Raw genomic sequence first — 25,049 nt, 5'->3', positions numbered from 1 at the left:
CAACCGACCCGGCCTGAACGGCGCTTTCTGGTGACGGCCCCCGATCCGGCGGCCGCCAGCCCGGCCCCGAAGAAGCGCGGCGGGCTGCTGCGTTCGAGCGCGGTGTTCAGCGCGATGACCCTGCTGTCGCGTATCGCCGGCTTCGCCCGCGACATGCTGCAGGCCACCCTGTTCGGAACCGGCGCCACGAATCCCGCGATGAGCGCCTTCATTGTCGCCTATCGCATTCCGAATTTCCTGCGTCGGGTGTTCGCCGAAGGCTCGATGGCGATGGCCTTCGTACCAGTGCTCAACGAGATCAAGGAACGCGGGGATCGCGCCGCACTGAAATCCTTCATCGATCACATGACCGGTGCGCTGTGTGCGGTCGTGCTGGTGGTCTGCGCGCTGGGCATGCTGCTGGCGCCGGTGATCGCACGTCTGTTTGCGCCGGGCTGGGCGGACCAGCCGGAACTGCTGGGGCAGACCGCGCAGATGCTGCGCATCACGTTCCCGTACCTGTTCTTCATCTCGTTGATGTCGCTGTCGGCCTCGATCCTCAACAGCCACGGCAGGTTCGCGCTTCCCGCCTTTACTCCGGTTCTCCACAACCTGACGATGATCGCGGCGATGCTGTGGCTGGCGCCGCGCTTCGAATTGCCGCCGCAGGGTCTGGCCTGGGGTGTGCTGATTGCCGGGTTCCTGCAGCTCGCGCTGCTGTGGCCGGCGCTCGGTCGCCTGGGATTGCGCCCGCGTTTCCGGCCTGGGTTCGCGCATCCGGAGGTGCGCAAGGTGGGCAGGCTGATGCTGCCGACGCTGTTTTCGTCCTCGGTTGCCCAGGTCAATCTGCTTGTCGGCACCGCGTTCGCATCGCTGCTGGCCGCCGGCAGCGTGGACTGGCTGTACTACTCCGATCGCCTGATCGAGTTCCCGCTCGGCCTGTTCGGCGTGGCGCTGGGCACGGTGATCCTGCCGCATCTGTCGCGGCGACATGCGGCCGAGGACGCGACGGGCTACAACCAGTCGCTGGACTGGGGGCTGCGCATGGCGTTGCTGGCCGGCGTGCCCGCGGGCCTGGGTCTGCTGCTGCTGGCCGAGCCGATCACCGCGACGGTCTACAACTACGGCGCATTCGGCGCCGATGACACGCGCATGGCGGCGATCAGCCTCACCGCGATGAGCCTCGGCGTGCCGGCCTTCATGCTCAGCAAGGTGCTGGCACCTGCGTTCTACGCGCGACAGGACACCAAGACCCCCATGCGCGCGGCGATCTGGACGGTCGCGGCGAATGTGCTGCTGACCATCGCACTGACCACGCCGCTGTGGCTCTACAACATCCCCGGCGCGCACGGCGGTATCGCCCTGGCCACGGCGCTGGCGGGCGTGGTCAACGCGGCGCTGCTGTGGCGGTATCTCCGCCAGCGCGGGATCTTCAGCCCGGAGCCCGGCTGGGCGACCTACGCGCTGCGCCTGGCCTGCGCCTGCGCGGTGATGGCGATCGTGGTGCTGGGTCTGCGGTTCTGGATCGGCGCGTGGACCGATATCCAGGGCGCGCTGCACCGCATCGGCTGGCTGGTGCTGGTGATCGGGGCAGGCGGGGCGACCTATGTGGTCGCGATGGTGGCGCTGGGCCTGCGGCCGCGGCATCTGCGCCATTGAGCGCGGCCGCCGGACCCGGGTCGGACCGGGGGCCGGCTATACTTGCCGGTCACTTTTTTACTGCGGGCGTGCACTGGTGCGCCCGCCGCAACGGACCCACATGAGCAGGCTGTTCCGCGACATCGCCGGCGGGCCCCTCTGTACCGACGGCAGCGTGGTCTGCATCGGCGCGTTCGACGGGCTGCATCTCGGGCACCAGGCATTGGTGCGGCATGCGGTTGCGCGTGCGCACGTGCTGGGCGTCGACGCCGCCGCGCTGAGTTTCGAGCCACTGCCGCGCGAGTTCTTCGCCGCCGCGTCGCCGCCGCCGCGTCTCGGGCCGGTGCGGGCGAAATTCGAGGGCTTGCGTGGCCTTGGTGCCGACGTGGTCGGCCTGCTGCGTTTCGATGCGCGCATGGCGGCGATGTCGCCCGAAGCCTTCGTCGATGCCGTGCTGGTGCAGCGCTTGCGCGCGCGCGAGGTGTGGGTCGGCCCGGGCTTCCGCTTCGGCCACAAGCGCGCGGGCGATCTGGCGACGCTGCAGGCACTCGGGCGCGAGGCGGGTTTCATCGCCGGCGAGATCGAGCCGCTGGTTGTCGACGGCGAGCGGGTGTCGAGCACCCATATCCGCACGGCGCTGGTCGCCGGTGATTTCGAACACGCCGCGCGCCTGCTCGGACGGCCGTACGCGGTGTCCGGTCGCGTGGTGCGCGGCAAGCAGCTCGGTCGCACGCTGGGCTATCCGACCGCGAACCTGCGCTTCGGCGGCAAGGTGCCGGCGCTGCGCGGCATCTATGCCACGCGGGTGCACGGCATCGGCGATGCACCCTGGCCGTCGGTGTCGAGCTTCGGCACGCGGCCGACGGTCGGCGGTGTCGAGCCGCTGCTCGAAGCGCATCTGTTCGATTTCGACGGCGATCTCTACGGCCGCCGCATCGAGGTCGAGTTCGTCGCGCGCCTGCGCGACGAGGAAAAATTCGACGACCTGCCGAGTCTGGTCGCGCAGATGGATCTCGACGCCGCACAGGCGCGCGCCGTCCTCGCCGCGCCGCATTCCCCACGATACGAAACGCAACGACAGGACTACGCGTGAGCGCAGACGCCAGCAATTCCAATCCCTACAAGTCGACGATCCATCTGCCGGCGACCGACTTCCCGATGCGTGGCGATCTGCCCAAGCGCGAGCCGGCGATGCTGGCGCGCTGGGAGGAAGAAGGTCTGTACGCGCAGCTGCGCGACCATGCGCGCGGGCGGCCGCAGTTCGTGCTGCATGACGGCCCGCCATATGCGAACGGCTCGATCCATCTGGGCCATGCGGTCAACAAGATCCTCAAGGACATCATCGTCAAGTCCAAGGGCATGGCGGGTTTCGATGCGCCCTACATCCCGGGCTGGGACTGCCACGGCCTGCCGATCGAGATCGCGATCGAGAAGAAGTGGGGCAAGGTCGGCGTCAAGCTCGATGCGGTCGAATTCCGGCAGAAGTGCCGCGAATACGCCAACGCGCAGATCGACATCCAGCGCCGCGACTTCAAGCGCCTCGGTGTGCTCGGCGACTGGGACAACCCCTATCGCACGCTCGATTTCCGCTTCGAGGCCGACGAGATGCGCGCGCTGGCCAAGGTCGTCGACAACGGCCATCTGACCCGCGGCGTGAAGCCGGTGCACTGGTGTTTCGACTGCGGCTCGGCGCTGGCCGAGGCCGAGATTGAATACGCCGACAAGGTGTCGCCCGCGGTCGACGTCGCCTACGTCGCGCGTGATTCCGCCGCGTTCGCGCATGCGTTCGGCGCGACGCTGCCGAGCGATGTCGACGTCGCATTGCCGATCTGGACCACCACGCCGTGGACGCTGCCGGCGTCTCTGGCGATCTCGCTTGGCGCCGATCTCGAATACGCCATGGTCGAAGGCCCGGTGGCGCAGGACGGCCGTCGTCGCTGGCTGGTGCTGGCCGATGCATTGGCTGAGCGCGCGCTGCGCCGCTACGGCGTCGAGGGCGATGTCGTCGTGCACGGTCGCGTGGCCGGCAGCGCGCTCGAGCACCTCGTGCTCGCGCATCCGTTCTATGCCGAGCGCGACATCCCGGTGATCCTCGGCGACCACGTGTCGGCCGAAGACGGCACCGGCGCCGTGCACACCGCGCCTGGCCACGGCCAGGAGGACTACGTCGTCGGCAAGGCCTACGGCCTGCTCGACCGCTACACCGCCGCCCAGCTCAACCCGGTCGACGGCCGCGGCGTCTATCTGCCGTCGACGCCGCCGATCGGCGACACCGTGCTCGCCGGCCTGCACATCTGGAAGGCGAACGACGTCATCGTCGACGCGCTGCGCGCGCAGGGCAGCCTGCTCGCGTTCGCGAAGTTCGAGCACAGCTATCCGCATTGCTGGCGCCACAAGACGCCGATCGCGTTCCGCGCGACGCCGCAGTGGTTCATCTCGATGTCGCAGGCCAACCTGCGCACCGACGCGCTGGCCGCGATCAAGAACGTGACCTGGTACCCCGAGTGGGGCCAGGCGCGCATCGCCGGCATGGTCGAAGGGCGCCCGGACTGGACGATCTCGCGCCAGCGCACCTGGGGTGTGCCGATCGCGCTGTTCGTGCATCGCGAAACCGGCGAGCCGCATCCGCGCAGCACCGAGCTGATGCGCCTAGTCGCCGATCGTGTCGAACAGCACGGCGTCGATATCTGGTACACGCTCGACGCAAGCGAGTTGCTCGGCGACGAGGCCGCGGATTACGACAAGATCACCGACATCCTCGATGTCTGGTTTGACTCCGGCGTGACCCACGAAGCCGTGTTGCTGGCGCGTGGCTACCAGAAGCCGGCCGACCTCTACCTCGAAGGCTCGGACCAGCACCGCGGCTGGTTCCAGTCCTCGCTGCTGACCGGCGTGGCGATCGACAAGGCCGCGCCATACCGGCAGTGCCTGACGCACGGCTTCACCGTCGACGAGCACGGCCGCAAGATGTCGAAGTCGCTCGGCAACGGGATCGAGCCGCAGGACATCATGAAGACGCTGGGTGCCGACATCCTGCGCCTGTGGATCGCCTCGGCCGACTACAGCAACGAGATGTCGCTGTCGCAGGAGATCCTCAAGCGCACCGCCGACGCCTACCGCCGCATCCGCAACACCGCGCGCTTCCTGCTTGGCAACCTGGCCGGCTTCGAGCCCGCGCGTGATCTCGTCGCGCCGCAGGACATGGTCGCGCTGGACCAGTGGATCATGCATCGCGCGGCCCAGCTGCAGGCGCGCATCGAAGACGCCTACGCGCGCTACGACTTCGCCGAGATCGTGCAGGCGCTGTCGAACTTCTGCAGCGTCGATCTGGGTTCGCTGTACCTCGACGTCACCAAGGACCGCCTGTACACGATGCCCGAGCATTCGGTCGGCCGGCGCAGCGCGCAGACCGCGATGTACCACATCGCCGAAGCGTTCACGCGCTGGCTCGCACCGGTGCTGAGCTTCACCGCGGAAGAGCTGTGGAGCCATCTGCCGCCGCCGGCGGAGGGCGCGCGCGAGGCCAATGTGCAGTTCGCGACCTGGTACACCGGCTTGCGCGAACTCGACAGCGATGCCGGCTGGTCGGCGCAGGATTTCGACCGCGTGCTGGAACTGCGCGAGCGCGTGTCCAAGGTGCTGGAACCAATGCGCGCCAGTGGTGAGATCGGTGCGGCGCTGGATGCCGAGATCGAACTGCGTTGCGGCGTGTCGGATGCGAACTGGCTGTCGCCGGTGGTCGACGAACTGCGCTTCCTGCTGATCAGTGGTGACGTGACGATCGTTGATGACGCAAGCGCGACCGCGATTGGCGTGACCGCGCGTGCGACGACCAAGCCCAAGTGCGTGCGCTGCTGGCAGCGCCGCGCCGACGTCGGCGCGCATGCCGGGCACGCCGAACTGTGCGGCCGCTGCGTGGAGAACATCGCGACCGATGGTCGCGATGGACAGGGCGAAATCCGGAGGTGGTTCTGATGGCCAAGGTGACGCCTAATGCATTGCCGTGGCTGGTGCTGTCGGCCGTGGTGATCGCGCTCGACCAGCTGACCAAGTACTGGGTGCTGACCTCGCTGCCCGAGTACACCGCGATCCCGGTCATTGACGGCTTCTGGAACTGGTACCGCACCTACAACACCGGCGCGGCGTTCAGCTTCCTCGCGAACGCCGGCGGCTGGCAGAAGTGGTTCTTCACGATCCTCGCGATCGGCATCTGCAGCATGCTCGGCTGGTGGCTGACCAAGACCCCGCGCCGCGACTGGCGCACCGCACTGCCGTTTGCGCTGGTCATCGGCGGCGCACTGGGCAACGTGATCGACCGCCAGATCCACGGCCACGTCGTCGATTTCATCCAGTGGCACTGGCAGGACTACTACTGGCCGGCGTTCAACCTGGCGGACGCGGCGATCGTGGGTGGCGCGATCGGCATCGCGCTGTTCGGGTTCTTTCCGGCGAAGAATAAGTAAGGCAGCGCATGCTTCGCTCCTTCCCCCGCGTGCGGGGGAAGGTCGGGATGGGGGCGAACGATCCGATTTCGGATTGTCGCCGTAGGCGATAGGCGAAACGTTCAACGTTCTTCGCCTGATAAGGCGATCTCCTGTCCCAACCGCTTTGCCCCCACCCAACCTCCCCCGCGCGCAGGGAAGGGCTTTAAGCCGGCAGCCGATCGAGATATGAACCGTGCTGGCCGCCGGGCGGGGGGCTTGTGCGCGCAACCGCCGGACACGCCGTCCTGCCTCCATTCCGTTTCGCAGCCGCGGCCTCCGGTAAACTGCGCATCTCATGGACATCGTCCTCGCCAATCCCCGTGGCTTCTGCGCCGGCGTCGACCGCGCGATCGAGATCGTCAAGCGTGCGATCGAGACGCTCGGCCCGCCGATTTATGTGCGTCACGAAGTGGTGCACAACCGTTTCGTGGTTGAGGATCTCAAGCGCCGGGGCGCGATCTTCGTCGAGGAACTCGACGAGGTGCCGGATGGCGTGACCGTTATCTTCAGTGCGCACGGCGTCTCGCAGGCCGTCCGTGAGGAAGCAGCGCGTCGAGGCCTGAAGGTGTTCGACGCCACGTGTCCGCTGGTGACCAAGGTCCACCTGGAAGTCGCGCGCCATTGCCGCGCTGGACGCGACGTGGTGCTGATCGGTCACGAAGGCCACCCGGAGGTCGAAGGCACGATGGGCCAGTGGCGCGCCGAGGCGGGCACCGGTTCGATCTATCTGGTCGAGGATGAGGCCGACGTGGCCGCGCTCGTGGTCAACCAGCCCGAGAACCTCGCCTACACCACCCAGACCACCCTGTCGGTCGACGACACGCGCGGCGTCATCGCAGCACTGCGCGAGAAGTTCCCGGTGCTGCAGGGGCCGAAGAACGACGACATCTGTTACGCCACCCAGAACCGCCAGGATGCCGTGCGCGATCTCGCGCGCGAATGCGACCTGGTGCTGGTTGTCGGCTCGCCGAACAGCTCCAACTCCAATCGCCTGCGCGAGCTCGCCGAGCGCGACGGGGTGGAGGCCTACCTGATCGACGGCGCCGAGGAGATCGACCCGCGCTGGATCGAGGGCCGTCGCCACATCGGCGTCACCGCAGGCGCGTCGGCGCCGGACATTCTGGTAAAGGGCGTGCTCGACCGCCTGCGCGAACTCGGCGCGGACGGCCTGCGTGAGCTCTCGGGGGAGCCGGAGAACATGGTCTTCGCCCTGCCGAAGGAACTGCGCCTGCAACTGGTCGATTGACCACAGGCCCCGCGCTCCCTAGAATTCGCGTCCCAAGCCGGAATAGCTCAGTTGGTAGAGCGGCGCATTCGTAATGCGTAGGTCGTAGGTTCGATTCCTATTTCCGGCACCAGGTTCAAGAGAAAGGCGACCTTCGGGTCGCCTTTTTCGTGCGCGGGCCTCGTGGTCCGGAGAAGTCTCCGAATCACTTCGGACACAGCCGCGACAGCCACGCCGGGTCTCCAATGCTGCGACGGTGCTCCGTTATGCTGCGGCGACTTCCGTTTCCGCAGGCACGCAGTGGCCAAGACCGCCTCCAAAGCCCGCACCGCCTTCGTCTGCAACGAATGCGGCGCCGATTTCAACAAATGGCAGGGCCAGTGCAGCGCCTGTGGCGCCTGGGATTCGATCTCCGAGATCGTGCTCGAAAGCGCGGCCGCGGCGAGTTCGCCCGCGTCGCGCCGCAGTGGTTGGGCCGGCAAGCTCGACGCGCCCAAGGTCATGGCGCTCAAGGACGTGCAGCAGGGCGAAGACGTGCGCGTGTCGACCGGCATCGGTGAGTTCGACCGCGTGCTCGGCGGCGGACTGGTCGAAGGCGCGGTGGTCCTGGTCGGCGGCGATCCGGGCATCGGCAAGTCGACGCTGCTGCTGCAGGCGCTGGCGCAGATGTCCGGCACGTTGCCGGGTCTGTACGTCACAGGCGAAGAATCATTGGCGCAGGTGGCGGGTCGCGCGGTGCGGCTCGGGTTGTCGCTCGATGGTCTGCATGCGCTCGCCGAGACCGGCATCGAACGCATCCTCCAGCACGCGTCGGAACTGCGCCCGAAGTTGATCATCGCCGACTCGATCCAGACGCTGTGGACCGAATCGCTGACCGCAGCGCCGGGCTCGGTAAGCCAGGTGCGCGAATCCGCCGCGCGCCTGGTGCGTTATGCCAAGGAAACCGGCACCGCGGTGTTCCTCGTCGGCCACGTGACCAAGGAGGGCGGCATCGCGGGCCCGCGCGTGCTCGAGCACATGGTCGATGCGGTGCTGTATTTCGAGGGCGACAGCGGCAGCCGCTTCCGGGTGATGCGCGCGTTCAAGAACCGCTTCGGCGCGGTCAACGAACTCGGCGTGTTCGCGATGGGCGACAAGGGCCTGAAGGAAGTGCCGAACCCGTCGGCGATCTTCCTGTCGGGCGGCAGCACGCCGCAGCCCGGCAGCTGCGTGATGGTCACGCGCGAGGGCACGCGGCCGCTGCTGGTGGAAGTGCAGGCGCTGGTCGATGCGTCGCCGCTGTCGAATCCGCGCCGCGTCGCGGTGGGCATGGAAGGCAACCGCCTGGCGATGCTGCTGGCGGTGCTGCATCGCCACGGCGGCATCATGACCGGCGACCAGGACGTGTTCGTCAACGTCGTCGGTGGCATCCGCGTGCAGGAAACCGCGGCCGATTTGCCGGTGCTGCTGTCGGTGCTGTCGTCGCTGCGCGATGCGCCGCTGCCGGACAAGACGATCGCGTTCGGCGAAGTGGGTTTGAGCGGCGAGATCCGGCCCGTGCCCAATGGCGAGGAGCGTCTGCGCGAAGCGGCGACGCACGGGTTCAAGCGCGCGATCGTGGCGAAATCGAACGCGCCCAAGACCGGCAGCTTCAAGGGCATGGAGGTCATCGGTGTGGAGCGCCTGGCCGAGGCGCTGGAACACATCTGACGCGGCGCGTCGGACAAGGCCTCGGCTAACATCGGAGGATGTCCCAAACTGCCATGACGAAGACCGCAGCGCGCGTCGTCTCCATCGTCCTGCATCCCTTCGTCGTGCTCGCTGCGCTCGCGGTGCTGGCCGCGTGGCGCGTCGATCCCGAATCGCTCGCCCGCACCGCGCTCGGTATCGGCGTGGCGATCGCGATCGTGTCCGTCTTCATCTGGCAGCGCCGCCGCGGCGGCCATTGGCAAACCGTCGATGCGTCACGCCGACAGGAGCGGCCACTGTTGTATGCACTCGCGTTGCTGGTCGCCGGCGCGTACTGGCTGTGGATGGGCGGCCGCGCGTCGGCGACCTCAAGCGGCGTGCTCGTCGCGGTCGCGATGCTGTGCGTCGCCGGTATCGCCAACCGCTGGATCAAGCTGTCGCTCCACATGGCGAGCCTGGCGTTTGCAGGTGTGGCCGCATGGGCGCTGTTGCCTGCGGCGTCCATCGTCGCACTGGCCACGCTGCCGCTGCTGGGCTGGGCGCGGCTGAGGATGGCGCGGCATACGTGGCCGGAAGTGCTCGGCGGTGCCGCGCTGGGTCTGCTGTCCGGCATCGCCTTGCTGGCGGCTGCCTGACGGGTCGACACGGGAGATACCGACCCTGGGATGTCATCTGCGCGTTTACGCTGATCACGCGGTGTCCCGCCGCAGTCGACATCAAGGACGGATGCAGATGCCCCGATTTCGTGTAAACAGCCCGCGGCACTGGGCGACTGCGGCTGTCTGGCTGGTGCTGCTGTGCGTGCCGTTCGGCGCTGTGGCAGCAGACATTGCCGACCGCATCGGCGTTCCCGGTCCGATCCGCTTCGACGACACCGAGTTCGCGCTGCAATGGACCAGCAATCCCTCCGCCGAGCTTTACAAGCAGGAATACGTGCCGGCCGGCCAGCGCGTGCAGCGCTACGACAGCATGGTGGTGATCGATGTGCGGCCGCTCGGCGCGGATGTCGCGCAAACGGTCCGCGCGATGATCGAGCTGATCAACGCGCGCAAGGCCACTGACCCGGTCGCCAACTTCGACCTGCTGGTCAACGAGGCCGGCGATGAAGTGCTGCTCGACTTCCTGATGTCGGCACCCGACGCGTCGGGCATCGTCGTCGAATGGAATGCCTATCGCTATTTCCGCGGGCCGGACGGGCAGGGCACGACGATGGTGGGGATCAGTCGTCGCGCCTATGGCGACGCCGCACGTGATTTCGTCGCGGATCTGAAGGCCCGGCGCGTGCAGGACATCGAGACACTCGCTGCGCTGGCGCCGTTCGAAATCAGACTGCAGCTGCGGTAGACCACTGGCGTCGTGCAGTCGTGCGCGCGCCTAATGCCCGCCCGCGGCAGCGCCGCCGACCTTCGCCGCGAAAGGCGGCTTCGCCATCCAGACGAAGGCGATCACCACCAGGAACAGGATCCCCAGCAGGTGGAAGATCTCGTTGAAGCCGATCTGCGTGGCCTGCTGGGCGATCATCTGCTCGAGCAGCATCGCGCCGCGTTGCAGGTCGCCGCCACCGAGCGCGGTGACCGTCTGCTGCATCGTGGGATCGTGCGCGGGGATATGCTCGGTCAACTGCGCATGGTGGAGCGTGCTGCGCTGGTTCCAGGCCCATGTCGTCAGTGACGCGGCGAAACTGCCGCCCAGCGTGCGGCAGAATGTGGCCAGGCCCGAGCCCGCGGCGATCTCATGCGGCTCCAGGTCCGACAGCAGGATGGTGAGCACCGGCATGAAGAACAGCGCGACGCCCAGACCCATCCACAGCTGCACCATCGAGACGTGCTGGAAGTCGACGTCGAGATTGAAGCCCGAGCGCAGGAAGCTGGTGAATGCCATGACCATGAAGGCGAAACTGGCGAGGATGCGCAGGTCGAAGCGCGTCGCGTACTTGCCGACCAGCGGGGTCAGCAGCACCGGCAGGATGCCGATCGGCGCGGTCGCGAAGCCGGCCCAGATCGGCGTGTAGCCGAGGTTGCGCTGCAGCCACAGCGGTATCAGCAGGCCGACGGCGAAGAACGCCGAGTAGCCCAGCACCATCGCGATCGTGCCGAACGCGAAGTTGCGGTGCCGGAACAGGCGCAGATTGACGATCGGATCCTTCTCGGTGAGTTCCCAGATCAGGAACACAGCCAGGCCGATCACCGCGGTGATGCCGAGCCAGACGATCTTGGTCGACTCGAACCAGTCTTCTTCATTGCCGAGATCGAGCAGCGTCTGCAGCGCGCCGACGCCGATAATCAGGGTGAACAGGCCGACGTAGTCCATCTTCGGCGTCTCGAGTTTTTCCGGCCGGCCGCGCAGCTGGTTCGCGACGACGAGACTGGCGAAGATGCCGATCGGCACGTTGATGAAGAAGATCCATTCCCAGCTGTAGTTGTCGGTGATCCAGCCGCCGAGGATCGGCCCGCAGATCGGTGCGACCACCGTCACCATCGCCAGCAGCGCGATCGCCTGTCCGCGTTTGGCGGGTGGATAGATCGAGATCAGCAGCGCCTGGGTGACCGGGTACATCGGGCCGGCGACGAAGCCCTGAATCGCGCGCGCGGCGACCAGAAATCCCATGCTCGATGCGAGGCCGCACAGCAGCGAGGCGACAACGAACGCGAACGTCGCCCACACGAACAGCTTGCGCTCGCCGAAGCGTCGGGTCATGTAGCCAGTGAGTGGCAGCGCGATCGCGTTGCTGACGGCGAACGAGGTGATCACCCACGTCGCCTGGTTGGAGCTCGCGCCGAGATTGCCGGCGATCGTCGGTAGCGACACGTTGGCGATCGTGATGTCGAGCACCTGCATGAACGACGCCAGCGCGAGGCCGATCGTCGTCAGCGCGAGGTTCGGCGGACGAAACGCAGGTTGCGCGGCCGGGGCGGAAGCGCCCGGCGCGTCGGCAGTGGTCGTGGACATGGGGAAATCCGGTGCCGTTGGGGAAGGCGCGGCGCTTGCACGCCGCCGTGCTGCGGGCGCGCGCAGCGCGCCATGCGGGGATCAGCGGCGCGCGAGCGCGCCTTGCGGCAGGTTCTGCGCGATGGTGCGTTCGATCAGCGCGTCGGCCTGCGCCAGCTGCTTCGCATAGGCGTCTGTCGACAGCAGTGGCGTGCTGCGCGGCGCGTCGACCGAAGCCAGCACCGCGCCGTCCTGGTCGCGGATGGCGACATCGACGTGCATCGACAGGCCGAGTCGCAACGGATGCTCGACGACCTGCTTGGGATCGAGTTCGATGCGCACCGGTACGCGCTGGACGATCTTGATCCAGTTGCCGCTGGCGTTCTGCGCCGGCAGCAGCGAGAACGCACTGCCGGTGCCCATGCCGAGGCTCGCGACGCGACCGTCGTAGCGCACGTCGCTACCGTAGAGATCGGCGTGCACTTCGACCGGCTGGCCGATGCGCATCTTCGTCAGCTGGGTTTCCTTGAAGTTCGCTTCGATCCACACCTGTTCCAGCGGCACGATGGTCATCAGCGTATTGCCCGGTGCCACGCGCTGGCCGAGCTGCACCTCGCGCTTGGCGACATGGCCCGACACCGGCGCGACGATCGCCATGCGCTGCAGGTTGAGCCACGCCTGGCGCAGCTGGCCGGCGGCGGCCTGCACCTGCGGCTGGCTGGCGATCTCGGTCGCATCCACCAGCGCGCGACTGCGCGAGAGCTGGCCCTGGGAGCCCGAAAGGGCGGCTTCGGCGCCGGCCAGAAGGTCGCGTGCATGCGCGAGTTCCTCGCGCGACACCGCGCCGCTGGCGACCAGGCCTTCGCGACGCTTCACGTCCTCACGCGCCTGGCGCACGGCGACCTGGCGTGCGGCCAGATCGGCCTGGCCGGATTCGACGCTGCTGTAGAGACCGCGCACCTGGCGCACGGTGCCGGCGAGGTTGGCGACGGCCTGGTCATAGGCGACCTGCGCGTCGTTCGGGTCCAGATGCACCAGTGCCTGGCCGGCTTCGACGCGCATGCCTTCGTCGGCATCGATCGAGACCACCGTGCCCATCGTCTGCGGCACGATGCTGACGACATTGCCCTGCACGTAGGCATCGTCGGTGTCCTGGTGCCAGCGCGCGACCAGCAGATACCAGGCGGCCCAGCCGATACCGGCGACGATGGCGACGGTGGCGAGGATCACGAGCGCGCGACGGCGCTTGCCGTTCGTCTGCGGCGCGGTCGCGATGGCGGAAGTGGATTCGGAAGTCATGGCGTGATCGTCCCGGCGTGGGTCTGCATGGAAGAGGTGGGGGCGGTGGGCACGAGACCGCCGCCGAGCGCGCGGTCGAGATCGACCGCGGCGCCGAGTCGCTGCGCGCGCAGCGCGGCGAGCTGTTGTTCGAGCTGAAACAGTGGGCGTTGCGCAGCGAGCACATCGAGCTGGTTGCCGAGGCCCGCCTGGTAGCGCCTGTCGGCGAGTGCGAAGGCCTGGCGTGCGGATTCGGTGGCGTCACTGACGGTCGCGATCTGCGCATCGAGGGCGCGCGCCGACTGCAGCGCATCGGTCACTTCGCGCAGGCTCGTCACCAGTGTCTGGTTGTAGCTCGCGACGGCGAGGTCGTAATCGGCATCGCGTTGCGACAGGCCCGCGCGCAGGCGGCCACCATCGAAGATCGGCAGGCTGATCGCCGGACCTCCGAGGCCGAGCGCGGCGTCGCTGCCGAACAGGTCCGACAGATTGCCGGCGGCGAGACCGACCAGCGCACTGAGGTTGACGCTGGGCTTGAACGCGGCCTGCGCCGCATCCACGCCGCGCGCCGCGGCTTCGACCCGCCAGCGCGCGGCGACCACGTCGGCGCGATGGCCCAGCAGTTCGCTCGGCAGCACGGCCGGCACGTTCGGTACGGCGGCCTGCAGCACCTGCGGACGTGCGATGTCCAGGCCACGGTCCGGCCCCTTGCCCAGCAACGCGGCCAGCGCATTGCGCAGCGCGTCGATCTGCTGCTGCGCGGCTTGTTCTTGCTGGCGCGCGATGCCGATCGAGGTGTCGGCGTTGCGCAGCTGCAACTGGTTGTCCAGACCGGCGTCGACGCGCTGCGCGGCGAGGTCGCGCAGTCGGGTCGCGCGCGTCTGTTCGCGCGCGGCGACGTCCTGCGTGTCGAAGGCCTGCGCCAACGCGATATAGGTGCGCGTGACGTTCGCCGACAGGGTGAGTCGCGCCGCCTGCGCGTCCACCTCGGCGGCACGCGCCTGACCGGCGGCGGCTTCGAACGCGGCGCGCTGGCCGCCCCACAGATCGGGCGCCCAGGCGAAGTTCAACAGCAGCACGTTGCTGGCCTGGAAGTCGCCGCCCAGCGGCTCGGGCGCAAGGGTCTCGGGCAACTGCAGGCCACTGACGCGCGCGCTGGCGACGAGCGTCGGGTTGCGCTGCGCATCGGCGAGCCCGGCCTGCGCACGCGCGCTGCGGGCGCGGGCATCGGCCGCGGCCAGCGACGGGCTATCGCGCAGGGCTTCATCGATCAGCGCATCAAGCTGCGGATCGGCAAATGCGGTCCACCAGTCGGCCTGCGGAAAGTCGGCCACGCTCAGCGAAGTGCCGCCGAGGCTGCGCGCGCTGGCGAGCGTATCGGCGTCGGTGGCGGTCAGTTGCGGTGCGAGTCCGTGGCTGCTGGCGCAGCCGGCAAGCAGCAGTGCGGCGGCAAGCCCGGCGAGGAGCGGAAACGGCGCGGCCTGCGCCCGTCTCGGGGCGCGCGTGGTGGAAGGAGACATGGTCACTGTCCGGGGAAGGAGAGGTTGTCGCGAACCTGTTCAAGGACGCGGATGAACTGCAGGCGCTGCGCCTCGTCCATGCCCGACATCGCGCGCTCGCGCACGCGGTTGCCGCACTGGTCGATATCGCGCCAGATCGACTGGCCCTGTGCGCTGAGCTGGATGCGCACCACGCGCCGGTCGCCGGGATCGGCATGCCGCTCGACCAGGCCGCGCTCGATCAGCTTGTCGATCAGCCGCGTCATCGCGCCGGGATTGAGCTCGGCCGCGCGCGCCAGCTCGGTCGCACCGGTGGTACCGAGGGCGAGCTTCTTCAGCGTGATGTACTGGCTGAAGCTCAGGTCGTGGCCGGCGTTCGACAGTTCATCGGCCATCCGCGCCCACATGGCATCGCGGACCTGCCGGAACAGCAGGCCCAGCGAAGAACCGCTGGCGGACGCGCAGGGGCGGGTGGTGTCCATGGCGACGCATATTCCTCGCATCTGCAATTGTTGTCAAGGCAAGTATCAGGGTGTCGGCTCGAGTCTGGATGGGCGGTTTTTCATCCATTCAGATCATGAATTCCTGCTCAGTGACCGGGCAGCAGATCGTATGGCTGCCGCAGCTTGCGCTCGGGTTTTCCCGGGTCCGCGCCGATCCGGTACAGCCACGCGGCTTCCTCGCCGGCAGCGCGCAGGCGGGTCGCGGCCAGGCCTTCGGCGACTTCGGTCTCCACTGCGATCACCCGGCCGTCGGGCCCGAACGTCAGCACCCAGACGAAGCGTCCGCTGTAGTGCGCCGGCGCGATGTCGGCCAGATAGGGCGTGCGGCCGTTGACAAAGCTGCGGTCGCCGCGATGGAAGGCCGCGGTGGCGAGACTGGCGGCGACTTCGATCGTCTCCTGCGCGGCGATCCGCCCATCGAAACGCAGGACCACGCGCCGCATGCCCGGTGCCACCCCGAGCGCGGCGAGATCGATGTCGCGGCAACGCACGACATGCAACGGCGCACCGGTCTCGGTGCCGACCCACAACGGATGACGGCCATGCGCATCGTCGATCTCCAGTCGAACCTCGACCGCGCGCTGCGGAAACGCGGCGGATTTCCAGCAGGCGAGATGCGGGGCGTCAGGGCGCGTCAGCAGCCCCAGTGCGACCGGCCGCGCCTCGGAGCCGCGCGCAGGCGCTTCCCACAGGAATTCGATATGGCCGTGAATCGGTGAAGCCCTGGCCGCGTCCTCGGCGACGTGCGCCGGCAGCGAGGCTGCCAGCCCGAACAGCGATGCGAGCGCAGCCGCAAATGTCCCTGTGTGCATCCGGATCCTCCTGACCCTGAAACAACGCGGCCTTCAGACAGTGCGCCGCAACACCAGTTCCAGCACGAACTTGCTGCCGAAGAATGCCAGCACCAGCAGCGCCATCGCCGCGAGCGTCCAGCCCACCGCGCGGGCGCCGCGCCAGCCGTGGCGCCAGCGGCCGAACAGCAGGGCACCGAAGGCCAGCCACGACAGCACGCTGAGCACGGTCTTGTGCATCAGGTGCTGGGCGAAGAAATCGTCGACGAATACAACGCCGGTGATCAGCGTCGCGGTGAGCAGGGCGAAGCCGACCCAGATCGTGCGGAACAGCAGCGATTCGAGTTCGGTCAGCGGTGGCAGCGCGCGCAGCCAGCGGTGGAATTCGCGCCGGCGCAGCGCGCGCTCCTGCGCCCAAAGCAGCAGCGCGAGCAACGCGGCGACTGCGAGCGCGGCGTAGGCGAGCAGCGCGAACCAGGCGTGCATCTGCAGGCGCCAGTCGAGCGTGTCGGATGACGGGTGCGCGGCCTGGCCGTAGCCGAGCAGGGTGAGCGCGGTGATCGGAAACACGATCACGCCCAGTGCCGCCATGCGCCCGCGCGCGTCGTAGAGCACCGTCAGCGCCGCCATGCCGAGGCCGACGAGAGACAGCGCAGCGAAGAAATGCAGCTCCGCGCCCACATCGCGCCACACCAGTAGATGCGCCGTGACGTGCAGCGCAATGGCACCGAGCGCCGGTGCGGCCCACCACAGCTTGGCGGGCGCCGGCTCGCGCCCGACGCCGCGCACGAGCGCTGCGGCCGCCAGCAGATAGAGCAGGGCTGCGATGAGAACGATTGTCATCGCGCGAGTGTCGCACGCCCGGCGCGTTCCTGGCAGCGTCGCGCGTTGCCGGGGGAGTCGAGAGCACAGGCCACTCGGGGCCGCGGGCTATAATCGGCGGCCGTATTCCGCCGCATCGAGTTCCGTATGTTCGAGTCCCTGACCCAGCGCTTGTCCGGCACCATGGAGCGCCTGCGCGGCCGCGGTCGTCTGACCGAGGAGAACATCCGCGAGGCCACCCGCGAAGTGCGCATTGCGCTGCTGGAAGCCGACGTCGCGCTGCCGGTGGTACAGGCCTTGATCGAGCGCATCAAGGTGCGTGCGGTCGGCCAGGAAGTGCTCAAGTCGCTGACGCCGGGCCAAGCGCTGATCAAGGTCGTACGCGACGAGCTGACCGCGGTGATGGGCGCGCAGGCGACCGAGCTCAACCTCAACGTGCCGGCGCCGGCGGTCATCCTGATGGCCGGCCTGCAGGGCGCGGGCAAGACCACCACGGTCGGCAAGCTCGCCAAGCTGCTCAAGGAAAAGCGCAAGAAGAAGGTCATGGTGGTCTCGGCCGACGTCTATCGTCCGGCGGCGATCGAGCAGCTCAGGACGCTGGCCGAACAGGTCGATGTGCAATTCTTCCCGTCGGATTCCTCGCAGCAGCCGGTCGACATCGTGCGCGCGGCGATCGCCGCGGCAAAGAAGTCCTTCATCGATGTGCTGCTGGTCGACACCGCCGGCCGCCTCGCGATCGACGAAGCGATGATGGACGAGATCAAGGCGCTGCATGCCGCGGTCAATCCGGTCGAAACCCTGTTCGTCGTCGACTCGATGACCGGCCAGGATGCCGCCAATACCGCCAAGGCTTTCGGCGAAGCGCTGCCGCTGACCGGCGTGGTGCTGACCAAGACTGATGGCGACGCCCGCGGTGGCGCAGCGCTCTCCGTGCGCTACATCACCGGCAAGCCGATCAAGTTCGTCGGTACCGGCGAGAAGGTCGACGGTCTCGATGTCTTCCATCCCGAGCGTGTCGCTGGCCGCATCCTCGACATGGGTGACGTGCTGTCGCTGGTCGAGCAGGTCGAGGGGCAGGTCGACAAGGACAAGGCGCAGAAGCTCGCCGAGAAGGTCGCCAAGGGCAAGAAGTTCGACCTCAACGACATGCGCGACCAGCTCGAGCAGATGCAGAACATGGGCGGCATTGGCAGCCTCATGGACAAGCTGCCGGGCCTGGGCAATGTGCCCGAGCACCTCAAGCAGCAGGTCAGCCAGGGCAAGGAAGTGCCACGGATGATCGCGATCATCAACTCGATGACCAAGAAGGAGCGGCGCAACCCGAACCTGCTCAACGGCTCGCGCCGCTCGCGCATCGCCGCAGGCGCAGGCACCACGCCGGCCGAGGTCAACAAGCTGATGAAGCAGTACATGCAGATGGAAAAGATGATGGGCAAGATGGCCCGCGGCGGCATGAAGGGCATGATGCGCGGCCTGCAGGGGATGATGGGCGGCATGGGCGGCGGCCGGATGCCGTTCCGTTGATTGCGTGACCTCCGCAGCCCGCCAGCGCAGCGACGCCTTCTGTTCGCGCTTCGGGCTGCGTCTGCCGGTGCTGCTGTCGCCGATGGCCGGCGCCTGCCCGGTCCCGCTGTCACGCGCGGTGATCGAAGCCGGTGGCATGGGCGCCATGGGCGCGGTGCTGTCGCAGCCCGACGACCTCGGCACGTGGATGCACGATCTGCGCGCGGCGGGTGGCGGACCCGCCCAGGTCAATCTCTGGATTCCCGATCCCGCGCCGGTACGCGATGCCGCGGCCGAAGCTGCGACACGTGCGTTTCTCGCGCACTGGGGGCCGGCCGTGCCTGCGGAGGCAGGTGATGCGACGCCAGCCGATTTCGATGCGCAGTGCGATGCGCTCCTCGCCGCGAAGCCAGCGGTGGCCTCGTCGATCATGGGCGTGTTTCCGGCGCCGTTCGTCGCCCAGCTCAAGGCCGCAGGCATCGCCTGGTTCGCCTGCGCGACGACGCTCAACGAAGCGCTCGCCGCCGAAGCCGCCGGCGCCGACGCAGTGGTGGCGCAGGGTTTTGAAGCCGGCGGACATCGCGGTGCCTTCGATGCGGCGAAGGCCGACACACAGCTGGTCGGCCTGTTTTCGCTGGTACCGCGACTGGCCGATGCACTGCGCGTGCCGGTGATCGCCGCGGGCGGGATCGCCGACGGGCGCGGCATCGCCGCGGCGCTGACGCTCGGCGCGAGCGCGGTGCAGATCGGCACCGCCTTCCTGCGCACGCCGGAGGCCGGCATTGCACCGGCCTGGGCCGAGGCGCTGGCTTCGGCGGAACCCGAACAGACCTGGCCAACCCGCGCGTTCAGTGGCCGGCTCGGCCGCGCGCTGGCAACGGATTACGTGCGCGCAGCCGCGTCCGAAGATGCACCGTGGCCGCAGCCCTATCCCGTGCAACGCGCGTTGACTGCGCCGATGCGCGCGGCCGCAGTGCGCGAAGGCCGGAGCGATGCAATGCAGGCCTGGGCCGGCCAATCCGCTGCGTCTGCGCAGGCGCGTCCTGCGGCTGAGCTGGTCGCAGGTTGGTGGCGCACGGCTGACGCGCTGCTGTGAATCGCATCGCGTCGGCCACCAGTCTCTGGATCGACGGCCGGCCCGCCGATACGGCCACGCTGTCTGCGCTGCAGACCAACTACGGCCATCTGTCGACGATGCAGGTGCGCGGCGGCGCGGTGCAGGGATTCGGGCACCATCTGGCGCGACTGCAATCGGCCAACACCGAACTCTTCGGCGGCGCGCTGCCGGCCGCACGCATCCGAAACGAGCTTGCATCGGCGCTACGGGCCGCGCAGATCGACGACGCCACGCTGCGGGTTTCGGTCGGCGCACTGGATATTGCCGCGGTGGAGCGGGGCGATTCCGCCGAGGTGGTGCTGCTGGTCGCACTGTCCCCGCCGCGCACCGCGCCCACGGCGCCGCAGCGTCTGCAGAGCTGCCGGCACCAGCGCCCACTGGCGCATCTAAAACACCTCGCCACGCTGCCACTGCTGCGTGCCCGCCGCACCGCGCGCGCAGCGGGTTTCGACGATGCGCTACTGGTCGATGACGCAGGCTACGTGCTCGAAGGTGCCCTGTGGAACATCGGCTTCGTCGATGCCGAAGGTGGCGTCATCTGGCCCGATGGCGATGCGCTGCGGGGCGTGACCGAAGGTCTGCTGCGGACCGGGCTGGAGGCCGCAGGCATGTCCCAGCGGATCGAGCGGATTCGACTCGTGGACTGCGCAGGTGTCGGCGCGGCGTTCGCCTGCAACAGCAGCGGCCTGTGGCCACTGGGCTCGATCGACGGGCGGTCATTCACAGGTGAACCGCGCGTGCCGGGGGCGCTTGAAGCCATTCTGGCGGCCGTGCCGTGGGACCCGCTGTGGCCCTGAGCGGCCCCGGCTTGCCGAGCAGGCGGGGGTTTCCGCTATAATCGCCGGCTTACCTCGCCACCCTGGCGACTGGGCAACACAGGAAGCAAAGCAATGGTCAAGATCCGTCTGACGCGCGGCGGCGCCAAGAAGCGTCCGTTCTACCACATCATCGTGACCGACTCGCGCAGTGCGCGCGACGGCCGCAACATCGAGCGCGTGGGTTACTACAACCCCGTCGCCACCGGTGGCGAGCAGCGCATCGTCCTCGACACCGCGCGCGTCGACCATTGGGTGTCCAAGGGTGCGCAGATGACCGACAAGGTCCGCGCCCTGTACAAGGATGCCGGCAAGGTCGCTGCTGCGACCGCGACTGCCGCTGCCTGATTGACGGGCCGCGCGTTCCGGGCGCGGCCGCTTTCGACATGAACGACCCGACGCGCCAACCTACCCGCCGGATGATCCAGGTGGGCAAGGTCCATGGCGCGTTCGGCGTGCGTGGCGAAGTGAAACTCGAATCCTTCACCGAGCCGCGTAGCGCGATCTTCCGCTACCAGCCCTGGGTGCTGCGCGACGCGCGCGGCATCGAGCGCGAGTGCGAAGGCGCGAAGGGTCGCGAAACGCCCAAGGGCGTCGTCGCGACGCTGCCGGGTGTCGAGGATCGCGATGGCGCCGAAGCGACGCGTGGGCTCGAAGTCTTCGTGCCGCGCGAGGCGCTGCCGCCGCCCAAACCTGGCGAGTACTACTGGGTCGATCTTGAAGGCCTGCGCGTGCGCAACGTCGAAGGCGTCGACTTCGGCGTCGTCTCGCATCTGTTCTCAACCGGCGCCAACGACGTGCTCGTCGCGCAGGGCGACCGCGAGCGCATGATTCCCTTCGTGCTGCCGGACTACATCGTGTCGATCGATTTCGACACCGCGCTGGTGACGGTGGACTGGGATCCCGATTTTTAGGGCGGTGCGCCACGCCTTCGAAACGGCCACGGTGGCCGTCGATACACTGCTGCGTCTGCAGGCACCTCACGCGCTGCGCGATGCGACCGCAGGTGACATGCCATGACGTCCGAAATCATTCCGAATCCAGACGACGCCGCGTCCGCAGGGGCGGTCCGCGCGTCTGCCGATGCACGCGCCATCCGCATCGACGTCGTCAGTCTGTTTCCGGACTTCATCGACCAGGCCGCAGCCGTCGGCGTCGTTGGCCGCGCGCGCGAGCGTGGGCTGTTGACGATGCAGGGCTGGAATCCGCGTGATTACGCGGAAGGCAACTACCGCCGTGTCGACGATCGTCCCTTCGGCGGCGGTCCGGGCATGGTGATGCTGATCGAGCCCCTGCGCGCCGCGCTGGCCGCTGCCCGCGCAGCGGACCCGGCGCCTGTCCGCGTGATCTACATGAGTCCGCAGGGGCGCCCGCTGACCCAGGCCAAGGTGCGCGAGCTCGCGGCCCTGCCACGCCTGCTGCTGCTGTGCGGGCGCTACGAGGGCGTCGACGAACGCCTGCTGCAGGCCGAGATCGACGAGGAACTGTCGATCGGTGATTACGTGCTGTCGGGTGGCGAACTGGCCGCGGCGGTCGTGGTGGACGCCGTCGCGCGGTTGCAGGACGGGGCACTGGGCGATGCGGAATCCGCGGTGCAGGACAGCTTCGAAGGCGATGGCCTGCTCGACTGCCCGCACTACACCCGCCCGGTCACGCACGCACTGGGACAAGTGCCGGACGTGCTGCTGTCGGGCAATCATGCCGAGATCGCCAAGTGGCGACGCCAGCAGTCGCTGGTGCGCACGCTGGAACGACGTCCCGATCTGATCGACGAGGCCGCGCTGGGGAAGGCCGATCGGCGCCTGCTGGCGGCCTGGCGTGCGGCGCAGGGCGGGGATGTGTCCGGTGGCTCTGACGGCTGATCCCGTCCGCCCCGGTGCTGGCATTCGCCCCGCAACCCCGTCTATAATGCGCGGCTAACCCGTTTCACCAGAGCCCAAGAGCTCGCCGAAAAGCCAGAGCGTGCGTCCACGTGCACCACGCCAATAACGACACCAACAGGCCAAGACCATGACCAACAAGCCCTCCCTGCACACCCTGCTGCAGAACTTCGAAAGCGCCCAGACCACCCGCGAACTCCCCGAGTTCGGCCCGGGCGACACCGTTGTCGTCAACGTGAAGGTCAAGGAAGGCAACCGCGAGCGTCTGCAGGCGTACGAAGGTGTGGTCATCGGCAAGAAGAACGCCGGCCTGAACTCCGCGTTCACCGTCCGCAAGATCTCGCACGGCTTCGGCGTTGAGCGCGTCTTCCAGACCCACAGCTCGATCATCGACTCGCTGGAAGTGAAGCGCCGTGGCGCCGTTCGCGCGGGCAAGCTGTACTACCTGCGTGGCCTGGAAGGCAAGAAGGCGCGCATCAAGGAAGACCTGTCCGCTTCGGCGAAGGCGAAGAACGAGAAGGCGCGCGCCGACAAGGCCGCAGCCGCTGCAGCACCGGCTGCCGCTGCCGAGTAATCGGACCGCTCCGAGTCGCAAGACGGCCGCCGCAAGGCGGCCGTTTGCGTTTGGGGAATGAGGACTATGGCGTGCTGCGTGCCCAGCCCTGGCGGTGAGCGCGTTGACTCGTGCTGCTCCGGGCGAACGTCAGCGTGGGTCTTGCGCCCGAAGGCCCGTGGATGTGGTCGGCGACCTCGTCGCCGAAACGCAGGGTGTCCGCTCGGCCGCGATCCGGGCCTTGCCGGTGCGGCCGCGGCGCTCCGGCCAGGCAGATCGAACGGGGTCTGCGGCGCTGCGGCGCGTGCGCTCTGTCCTGCAACGCGTGCGCAACCGCAATTCCCCTGGCGCTGAACAGCGGCGCGCAACTCGGTAGCCGGATGCGGGCCATGGACTAGGGTGTGTCGATCGTCGGCGGCGTCATGGCCAGCTGCGAGGGCCTTCCCTCGCTCGGGAATACGCCACGCGGCTTCCGCGCACTGCTTGATTTGCCCGCCGGCGCACCGATATCGGACGCATGAGCGAAGCCCGGATTCCCAACGCCGCCGACAGCGTCCGCCTCGACCTCTGGCTCTGGGCCGCGCGGTTCTTCAAGACCCGCGCGTTGGCCAAGCAGGCGATCGAAACCGGCAAGGTCGATGTCGGTGGACAGCGTGCGAAGCCCGCGCGCGCGGTCCGCATCGGTGACTCGCTGCGCGTGGCGCGCGGCGAGGAAGTGTTCGACATCGCGGTCGCCGGACTGTCGGACACGCGTGGCCCGGCGAGCGTTGCGCAGACGCTGTACAGCGAGACCGACGCCTCGCGTGAAGCACGGCTGGCGCGGCTGGCCGAGGCGCGCGCCGCGCGGGCTGGCTATCAGGCGCCGGAACACAAACCCGACAAGCGCGCGCGGAAGCTGATCCGTGCACTCGGCGATATCGACGCGCTCTGAAACGCGCCTGTTCGAGATGGCACCAGCCCGTTGCGGCATGCTGGCACCACCACCCAAGGACTGGTAGGTGCACGATGCGGATTCGGCAGGCGGTCGTATTGGCAGGCGTGATCGGGTTTTCTGGATGTGCGAGTCAGGACGAGTTCCGGGCGGATGCCGGATCTCGCTACCCGGCGTGGTGTGCGGACGCAGCGCGCCAATTGCGCGAGGCGCAGTTGCCGGGCTCGCCTGCGCCGCGCACTGAATCGCTGCCCAGGGAGTGCCGGGAGACCGCGCCCGGCATCAGGATTGGCGGCAGACCGAAGTCAGGCTGAGCGACATCGTCAGCCCGGCAGCCAGTCGCCAACGAGGCTCTCGGACACGGCCCACAGCCGCGCCGCCATGGCGGCATCGCGCTGCGCGTCGCTCTGCGGCGCCGGTGCGAAATCGCGGTAAAAGGCGCCATTGATGCCGGACGCTGCGGGCGAGGCCGCCAGCCAGCACGGCGTGGCCGCACCCTGTTGCACGCTGCGCGCATCATCGCGGTAACGGCTGCCGACGTTGCGCAGGATGTTGCTGCGCGTGTGGCCGGGCGAGACGCAGTTGGACGTCGCGCGCGTACTCGCCAGGCGACGCGACAGTTCCAGCGAGAACAGGCCGTTCGCGAGTTTCGAATGTGCGTAGCGCGCATCCCAGTTGGCGCCGGAAAGATCGTCGAACTGGATGCCGCCCGGCGGCGCGTTGCGTTCGTCGCCGCTGCCCAGCACCACCACACGGCCCTCCGGCGCGGCGGTCACGCGGTCGAGCAGGCGCCGCACCAGCAGGTAATGACCGAGATGGTTCACGACGAAGGTCTTCTCGATGCCGCGCACTTGCTCCAGCGCGTCGAGCACGACGCCGGCATTGCAGACCAATGCATCGACCGGCACGTCGAACGCGCGGATGGTGTCGCTTGCGGCCAGCACCGAATCGAAATCGGCGAGATCCAGCACCACCGGCGTCGCGCGGCCTTCAACCGCAGCGCAAGCGGTTTCGCCGGTCGCGCGCGAGCGCGCGGTACCGATCACGTGCGCGCCGCGGAGTGCCAGCACGTGCATGGTTTCCTGGCCGATGCCGGAGTTGCAGCCGGTGACGACGATGGTGCGGCCACGGAGGTCGAGACCGGCGGTCGCTTGTTCGGCGGTCGTCGCCGCATCGAATACCTGCGTACGCGCGAAGCCGGGCAGGGCGGTCGACAGTGCGGCCAGCGTGCCGGCCTGCAGCAGGCGGCGCCTGCGTAGATCGAGAGTCATCGCGTCGTCGGTTCCGTAACGGATCGGGACGTCGAGTGTAGGACGGCCTCGGGATTGCATCACGCGCGATGAGAATTGCGAGTGCCTGAAGAACGGCCTGCAGGATGCGTTCCGCTTGCCGCGCCACTGCCACAAACGCGAACGCCGATGCGTTGGCATCGGCG

Annotated in this window: 23 protein-coding genes and 1 tRNA gene; 17 read left to right on the top strand and 7 right to left on the bottom strand. The window is 68.3% G+C overall.

Annotated features, from left to right (window positions below; translation table 11 throughout):
• Positions 1 to 84: 84 nt before the first annotated feature.
• The 9 genes from murJ to J2X52_RS13775 all read left to right on the top strand — a co-directional run bounded on the left by murJ (position 85) and on the right by J2X52_RS13775 (position 10,338).
• Positions 85 to 1,638: a murein biosynthesis integral membrane protein MurJ gene (gene murJ / locus J2X52_RS13815; RefSeq protein ID WP_310154578.1), complete on the top strand. Its 1,554-nt coding sequence runs from the start codon at positions 85 to 87 to the stop codon at positions 1,636 to 1,638.
• Between the two features lie 100 nt (positions 1,639 to 1,738).
• Complete coding sequence (locus tag J2X52_RS13810; protein WP_310154420.1) at positions 1,739 to 2,710, top strand: bifunctional riboflavin kinase/FAD synthetase; 972 nt, start codon at positions 1,739 to 1,741, stop codon at positions 2,708 to 2,710.
• Between the two features lie 65 nt (positions 2,711 to 2,775).
• Entirely contained in the window at positions 2,776 to 5,592 is a 2,817-nt protein-coding gene (gene ileS / locus J2X52_RS13805) for an isoleucine--tRNA ligase (protein WP_310154575.1), read from the top strand.
• On the top strand, positions 5,592 to 6,080 hold the full coding sequence (lspA, locus tag J2X52_RS13800) for a signal peptidase II (protein ID WP_310154417.1): 489 nt from the start codon (positions 5,592 to 5,594) through the stop codon (positions 6,078 to 6,080). Before ileS ends, lspA begins: the two co-directional genes overlap by 1 nt.
• A gap of 316 nt (positions 6,081 to 6,396) precedes the next feature.
• Positions 6,397 to 7,347 (top strand): 4-hydroxy-3-methylbut-2-enyl diphosphate reductase, encoded by a 951-nt coding sequence (ispH, locus tag J2X52_RS13795; RefSeq protein ID WP_310154414.1) that lies wholly within the window; start codon positions 6,397 to 6,399, stop codon positions 7,345 to 7,347.
• Between the two features lie 36 nt (positions 7,348 to 7,383).
• Positions 7,384 to 7,459, top strand: a tRNA-Thr gene (locus tag J2X52_RS13790).
• Between the two features lie 167 nt (positions 7,460 to 7,626).
• Positions 7,627 to 9,015, top strand: a complete 1,389-nt coding sequence (gene radA, locus J2X52_RS13785; RefSeq protein ID WP_310154411.1) for a DNA repair protein RadA — start codon at positions 7,627 to 7,629, stop codon at positions 9,013 to 9,015.
• 53 nt (positions 9,016 to 9,068) lie between these two features.
• Positions 9,069 to 9,629, top strand: a complete 561-nt coding sequence (locus tag J2X52_RS13780) for a hypothetical protein (RefSeq protein WP_310154408.1) — start codon at positions 9,069 to 9,071, stop codon at positions 9,627 to 9,629.
• A gap of 97 nt (positions 9,630 to 9,726) precedes the next feature.
• Positions 9,727 to 10,338: a hypothetical protein gene (locus J2X52_RS13775; RefSeq protein ID WP_310154406.1), complete on the top strand. Its 612-nt coding sequence runs from the start codon at positions 9,727 to 9,729 to the stop codon at positions 10,336 to 10,338.
• A gap of 30 nt (positions 10,339 to 10,368) precedes the next feature.
• Here the strand turns inward: J2X52_RS13775 and J2X52_RS13770 are convergent, their stop codons facing one another.
• The 6 genes from J2X52_RS13770 to ccsA all read right to left on the bottom strand — a co-directional run bounded on the left by J2X52_RS13770 (position 10,369) and on the right by ccsA (position 16,836).
• Positions 10,369 to 11,943, bottom strand: a complete 1,575-nt coding sequence (locus J2X52_RS13770) for a DHA2 family efflux MFS transporter permease subunit (RefSeq protein ID WP_310154402.1) — start codon at positions 11,941 to 11,943, stop codon at positions 10,369 to 10,371.
• Positions 11,944 to 12,024: 81 nt separating this feature from the next.
• Positions 12,025 to 13,221 carry an efflux RND transporter periplasmic adaptor subunit gene (locus tag J2X52_RS13765; RefSeq protein ID WP_310154399.1) on the bottom strand — a complete coding sequence of 399 codons (1,197 nt, stop codon included), beginning with the start codon at positions 13,219 to 13,221 and terminating at the stop codon, positions 12,025 to 12,027.
• A complete protein-coding gene (locus tag J2X52_RS13760) occupies positions 13,218 to 14,720 on the bottom strand; it encodes an efflux transporter outer membrane subunit (protein ID WP_310154397.1) in 1,503 nt (500 codons plus the stop codon). The genes J2X52_RS13765 and J2X52_RS13760 overlap by 4 nt, the downstream gene beginning before the upstream one ends.
• Positions 14,721 to 14,722: 2 nt before the next feature.
• Positions 14,723 to 15,181: a MarR family transcriptional regulator gene (locus tag J2X52_RS13755; RefSeq protein ID WP_310154395.1), complete on the bottom strand. Its 459-nt coding sequence runs from the start codon at positions 15,179 to 15,181 to the stop codon at positions 14,723 to 14,725.
• A 107-nt stretch (positions 15,182 to 15,288) separates the two neighbouring features.
• Positions 15,289 to 16,014, bottom strand: a complete 726-nt coding sequence (locus J2X52_RS13750) for a hypothetical protein (RefSeq protein ID WP_310154393.1) — start codon at positions 16,012 to 16,014, stop codon at positions 15,289 to 15,291.
• A 33-nt stretch (positions 16,015 to 16,047) separates the two neighbouring features.
• Entirely contained in the window at positions 16,048 to 16,836 is a 789-nt protein-coding gene (gene ccsA, locus J2X52_RS13745) for a cytochrome c biogenesis protein CcsA (RefSeq protein ID WP_310154391.1), read from the bottom strand.
• Positions 16,837 to 16,962: 126 nt separating this feature from the next.
• Here ccsA and ffh point away from each other — a divergent pair, with 126 nt between their 5' ends.
• From ffh to J2X52_RS13705, 8 genes are all read left to right on the top strand, one after another.
• Positions 16,963 to 18,339, top strand: a complete 1,377-nt coding sequence (gene ffh, locus J2X52_RS13740; protein WP_310154390.1) for a signal recognition particle protein — start codon at positions 16,963 to 16,965, stop codon at positions 18,337 to 18,339.
• Between the two features lie 4 nt (positions 18,340 to 18,343).
• Positions 18,344 to 19,414 (top strand): nitronate monooxygenase, encoded by a 1,071-nt coding sequence (locus tag J2X52_RS13735; RefSeq protein ID WP_310154388.1) that lies wholly within the window; start codon positions 18,344 to 18,346, stop codon positions 19,412 to 19,414.
• Positions 19,411 to 20,232, top strand: a complete 822-nt coding sequence (locus J2X52_RS13730; protein ID WP_310154385.1) for an aminotransferase class IV — start codon at positions 19,411 to 19,413, stop codon at positions 20,230 to 20,232. The genes J2X52_RS13735 and J2X52_RS13730 overlap by 4 nt, the downstream gene beginning before the upstream one ends.
• Before the next feature lie 93 nt (positions 20,233 to 20,325).
• Positions 20,326 to 20,598 (top strand): 30S ribosomal protein S16, encoded by a 273-nt coding sequence (gene rpsP / locus J2X52_RS13725; protein ID WP_159679338.1) that lies wholly within the window; start codon positions 20,326 to 20,328, stop codon positions 20,596 to 20,598.
• A gap of 38 nt (positions 20,599 to 20,636) precedes the next feature.
• Positions 20,637 to 21,164 carry a ribosome maturation factor RimM gene (gene rimM / locus J2X52_RS13720; RefSeq protein WP_310154380.1) on the top strand — a complete coding sequence of 176 codons (528 nt, stop codon included), beginning with the start codon at positions 20,637 to 20,639 and terminating at the stop codon, positions 21,162 to 21,164.
• Positions 21,165 to 21,344: 180 nt separating this feature from the next.
• On the top strand, positions 21,345 to 22,112 hold the full coding sequence (gene trmD, locus J2X52_RS13715; RefSeq protein WP_310154573.1) for a tRNA (guanosine(37)-N1)-methyltransferase TrmD: 768 nt from the start codon (positions 21,345 to 21,347) through the stop codon (positions 22,110 to 22,112).
• Between the two features lie 148 nt (positions 22,113 to 22,260).
• Complete coding sequence (gene rplS, locus J2X52_RS13710; RefSeq protein WP_232136089.1) at positions 22,261 to 22,704, top strand: 50S ribosomal protein L19; 444 nt, start codon at positions 22,261 to 22,263, stop codon at positions 22,702 to 22,704.
• Between the two features lie 496 nt (positions 22,705 to 23,200).
• The gene (locus J2X52_RS13705) at positions 23,201 to 23,614 is read left to right on the top strand and encodes an RNA-binding S4 domain-containing protein (RefSeq protein ID WP_310154376.1); all 414 of its coding nucleotides are present in this window, start codon (positions 23,201 to 23,203) and stop codon (positions 23,612 to 23,614) included.
• A gap of 323 nt (positions 23,615 to 23,937) precedes the next feature.
• Here the strand turns inward: J2X52_RS13705 and J2X52_RS13700 are convergent, their stop codons facing one another.
• Complete coding sequence (locus J2X52_RS13700; RefSeq protein WP_310154373.1) at positions 23,938 to 24,885, bottom strand: SDR family NAD(P)-dependent oxidoreductase; 948 nt, start codon at positions 24,883 to 24,885, stop codon at positions 23,938 to 23,940.
• Positions 24,886 to 25,049 lie beyond the last annotated feature (164 nt).

The sequence above is a fragment of the Luteimonas sp. 3794 genome, assembly GCF_031456825.1.
Classification (GTDB): Bacteria; Pseudomonadota; Gammaproteobacteria; order Xanthomonadales; family Xanthomonadaceae; genus Luteimonas.
This window is presented reverse-complemented; position numbering and strand designations above follow the sequence as displayed.

Bases quoted from the DNA above. Each gene is read 5' to 3' on its own strand.
- J2X52_RS13765 (WP_310154399.1), bottom strand. From the start codon at position 13,221: ATGACTTCCGAATCCACTTCCGCCATCGCGACCGCGCCGCAGACGAAC.
- J2X52_RS13700 (WP_310154373.1), bottom strand. From the start codon at position 24,885: ATGACTCTCGATCTACGCAGGCGCCGCCTGCTGCAGGCCGGCACGCTG.
- rplS (WP_232136089.1), top strand. From the start codon at position 22,261: ATGACCAACAAGCCCTCCCTGCACACCCTGCTGCAGAACTTCGAAAGC.
- ileS (WP_310154575.1), top strand. From the start codon at position 2,776: ATGCGTGGCGATCTGCCCAAGCGCGAGCCGGCGATGCTGGCGCGCTGG.
- J2X52_RS13755 (WP_310154395.1), bottom strand. From the start codon at position 15,181: ATGGACACCACCCGCCCCTGCGCGTCCGCCAGCGGTTCTTCGCTGGGC.
- J2X52_RS13705 (WP_310154376.1), top strand. From the start codon at position 23,201: ATGAGCGAAGCCCGGATTCCCAACGCCGCCGACAGCGTCCGCCTCGAC.
- J2X52_RS13760 (WP_310154397.1), bottom strand. From the start codon at position 14,720: ATGTCTCCTTCCACCACGCGCGCCCCGAGACGGGCGCAGGCCGCGCCG.
- J2X52_RS13750 (WP_310154393.1), bottom strand. From the start codon at position 16,014: ATGCACACAGGGACATTTGCGGCTGCGCTCGCATCGCTGTTCGGGCTG.
- J2X52_RS13780 (WP_310154408.1), top strand. From the start codon at position 9,069: ATGACGAAGACCGCAGCGCGCGTCGTCTCCATCGTCCTGCATCCCTTC.
- rimM (WP_310154380.1), top strand. From the start codon at position 20,637: ATGAACGACCCGACGCGCCAACCTACCCGCCGGATGATCCAGGTGGGC.
- ccsA (WP_310154391.1), bottom strand. From the start codon at position 16,836: ATGACAATCGTTCTCATCGCAGCCCTGCTCTATCTGCTGGCGGCCGCA.
- lspA (WP_310154417.1), top strand. From the start codon at position 5,592: ATGGCCAAGGTGACGCCTAATGCATTGCCGTGGCTGGTGCTGTCGGCC.
- J2X52_RS13770 (WP_310154402.1), bottom strand. From the start codon at position 11,943: ATGTCCACGACCACTGCCGACGCGCCGGGCGCTTCCGCCCCGGCCGCG.
- rpsP (WP_159679338.1), top strand. From the start codon at position 20,326: ATGGTCAAGATCCGTCTGACGCGCGGCGGCGCCAAGAAGCGTCCGTTC.
- ispH (WP_310154414.1), top strand. From the start codon at position 6,397: ATGGACATCGTCCTCGCCAATCCCCGTGGCTTCTGCGCCGGCGTCGAC.
- ffh (WP_310154390.1), top strand. From the start codon at position 16,963: ATGTTCGAGTCCCTGACCCAGCGCTTGTCCGGCACCATGGAGCGCCTG.
- J2X52_RS13775 (WP_310154406.1), top strand. From the start codon at position 9,727: ATGCCCCGATTTCGTGTAAACAGCCCGCGGCACTGGGCGACTGCGGCT.
- J2X52_RS13810 (WP_310154420.1), top strand. From the start codon at position 1,739: ATGAGCAGGCTGTTCCGCGACATCGCCGGCGGGCCCCTCTGTACCGAC.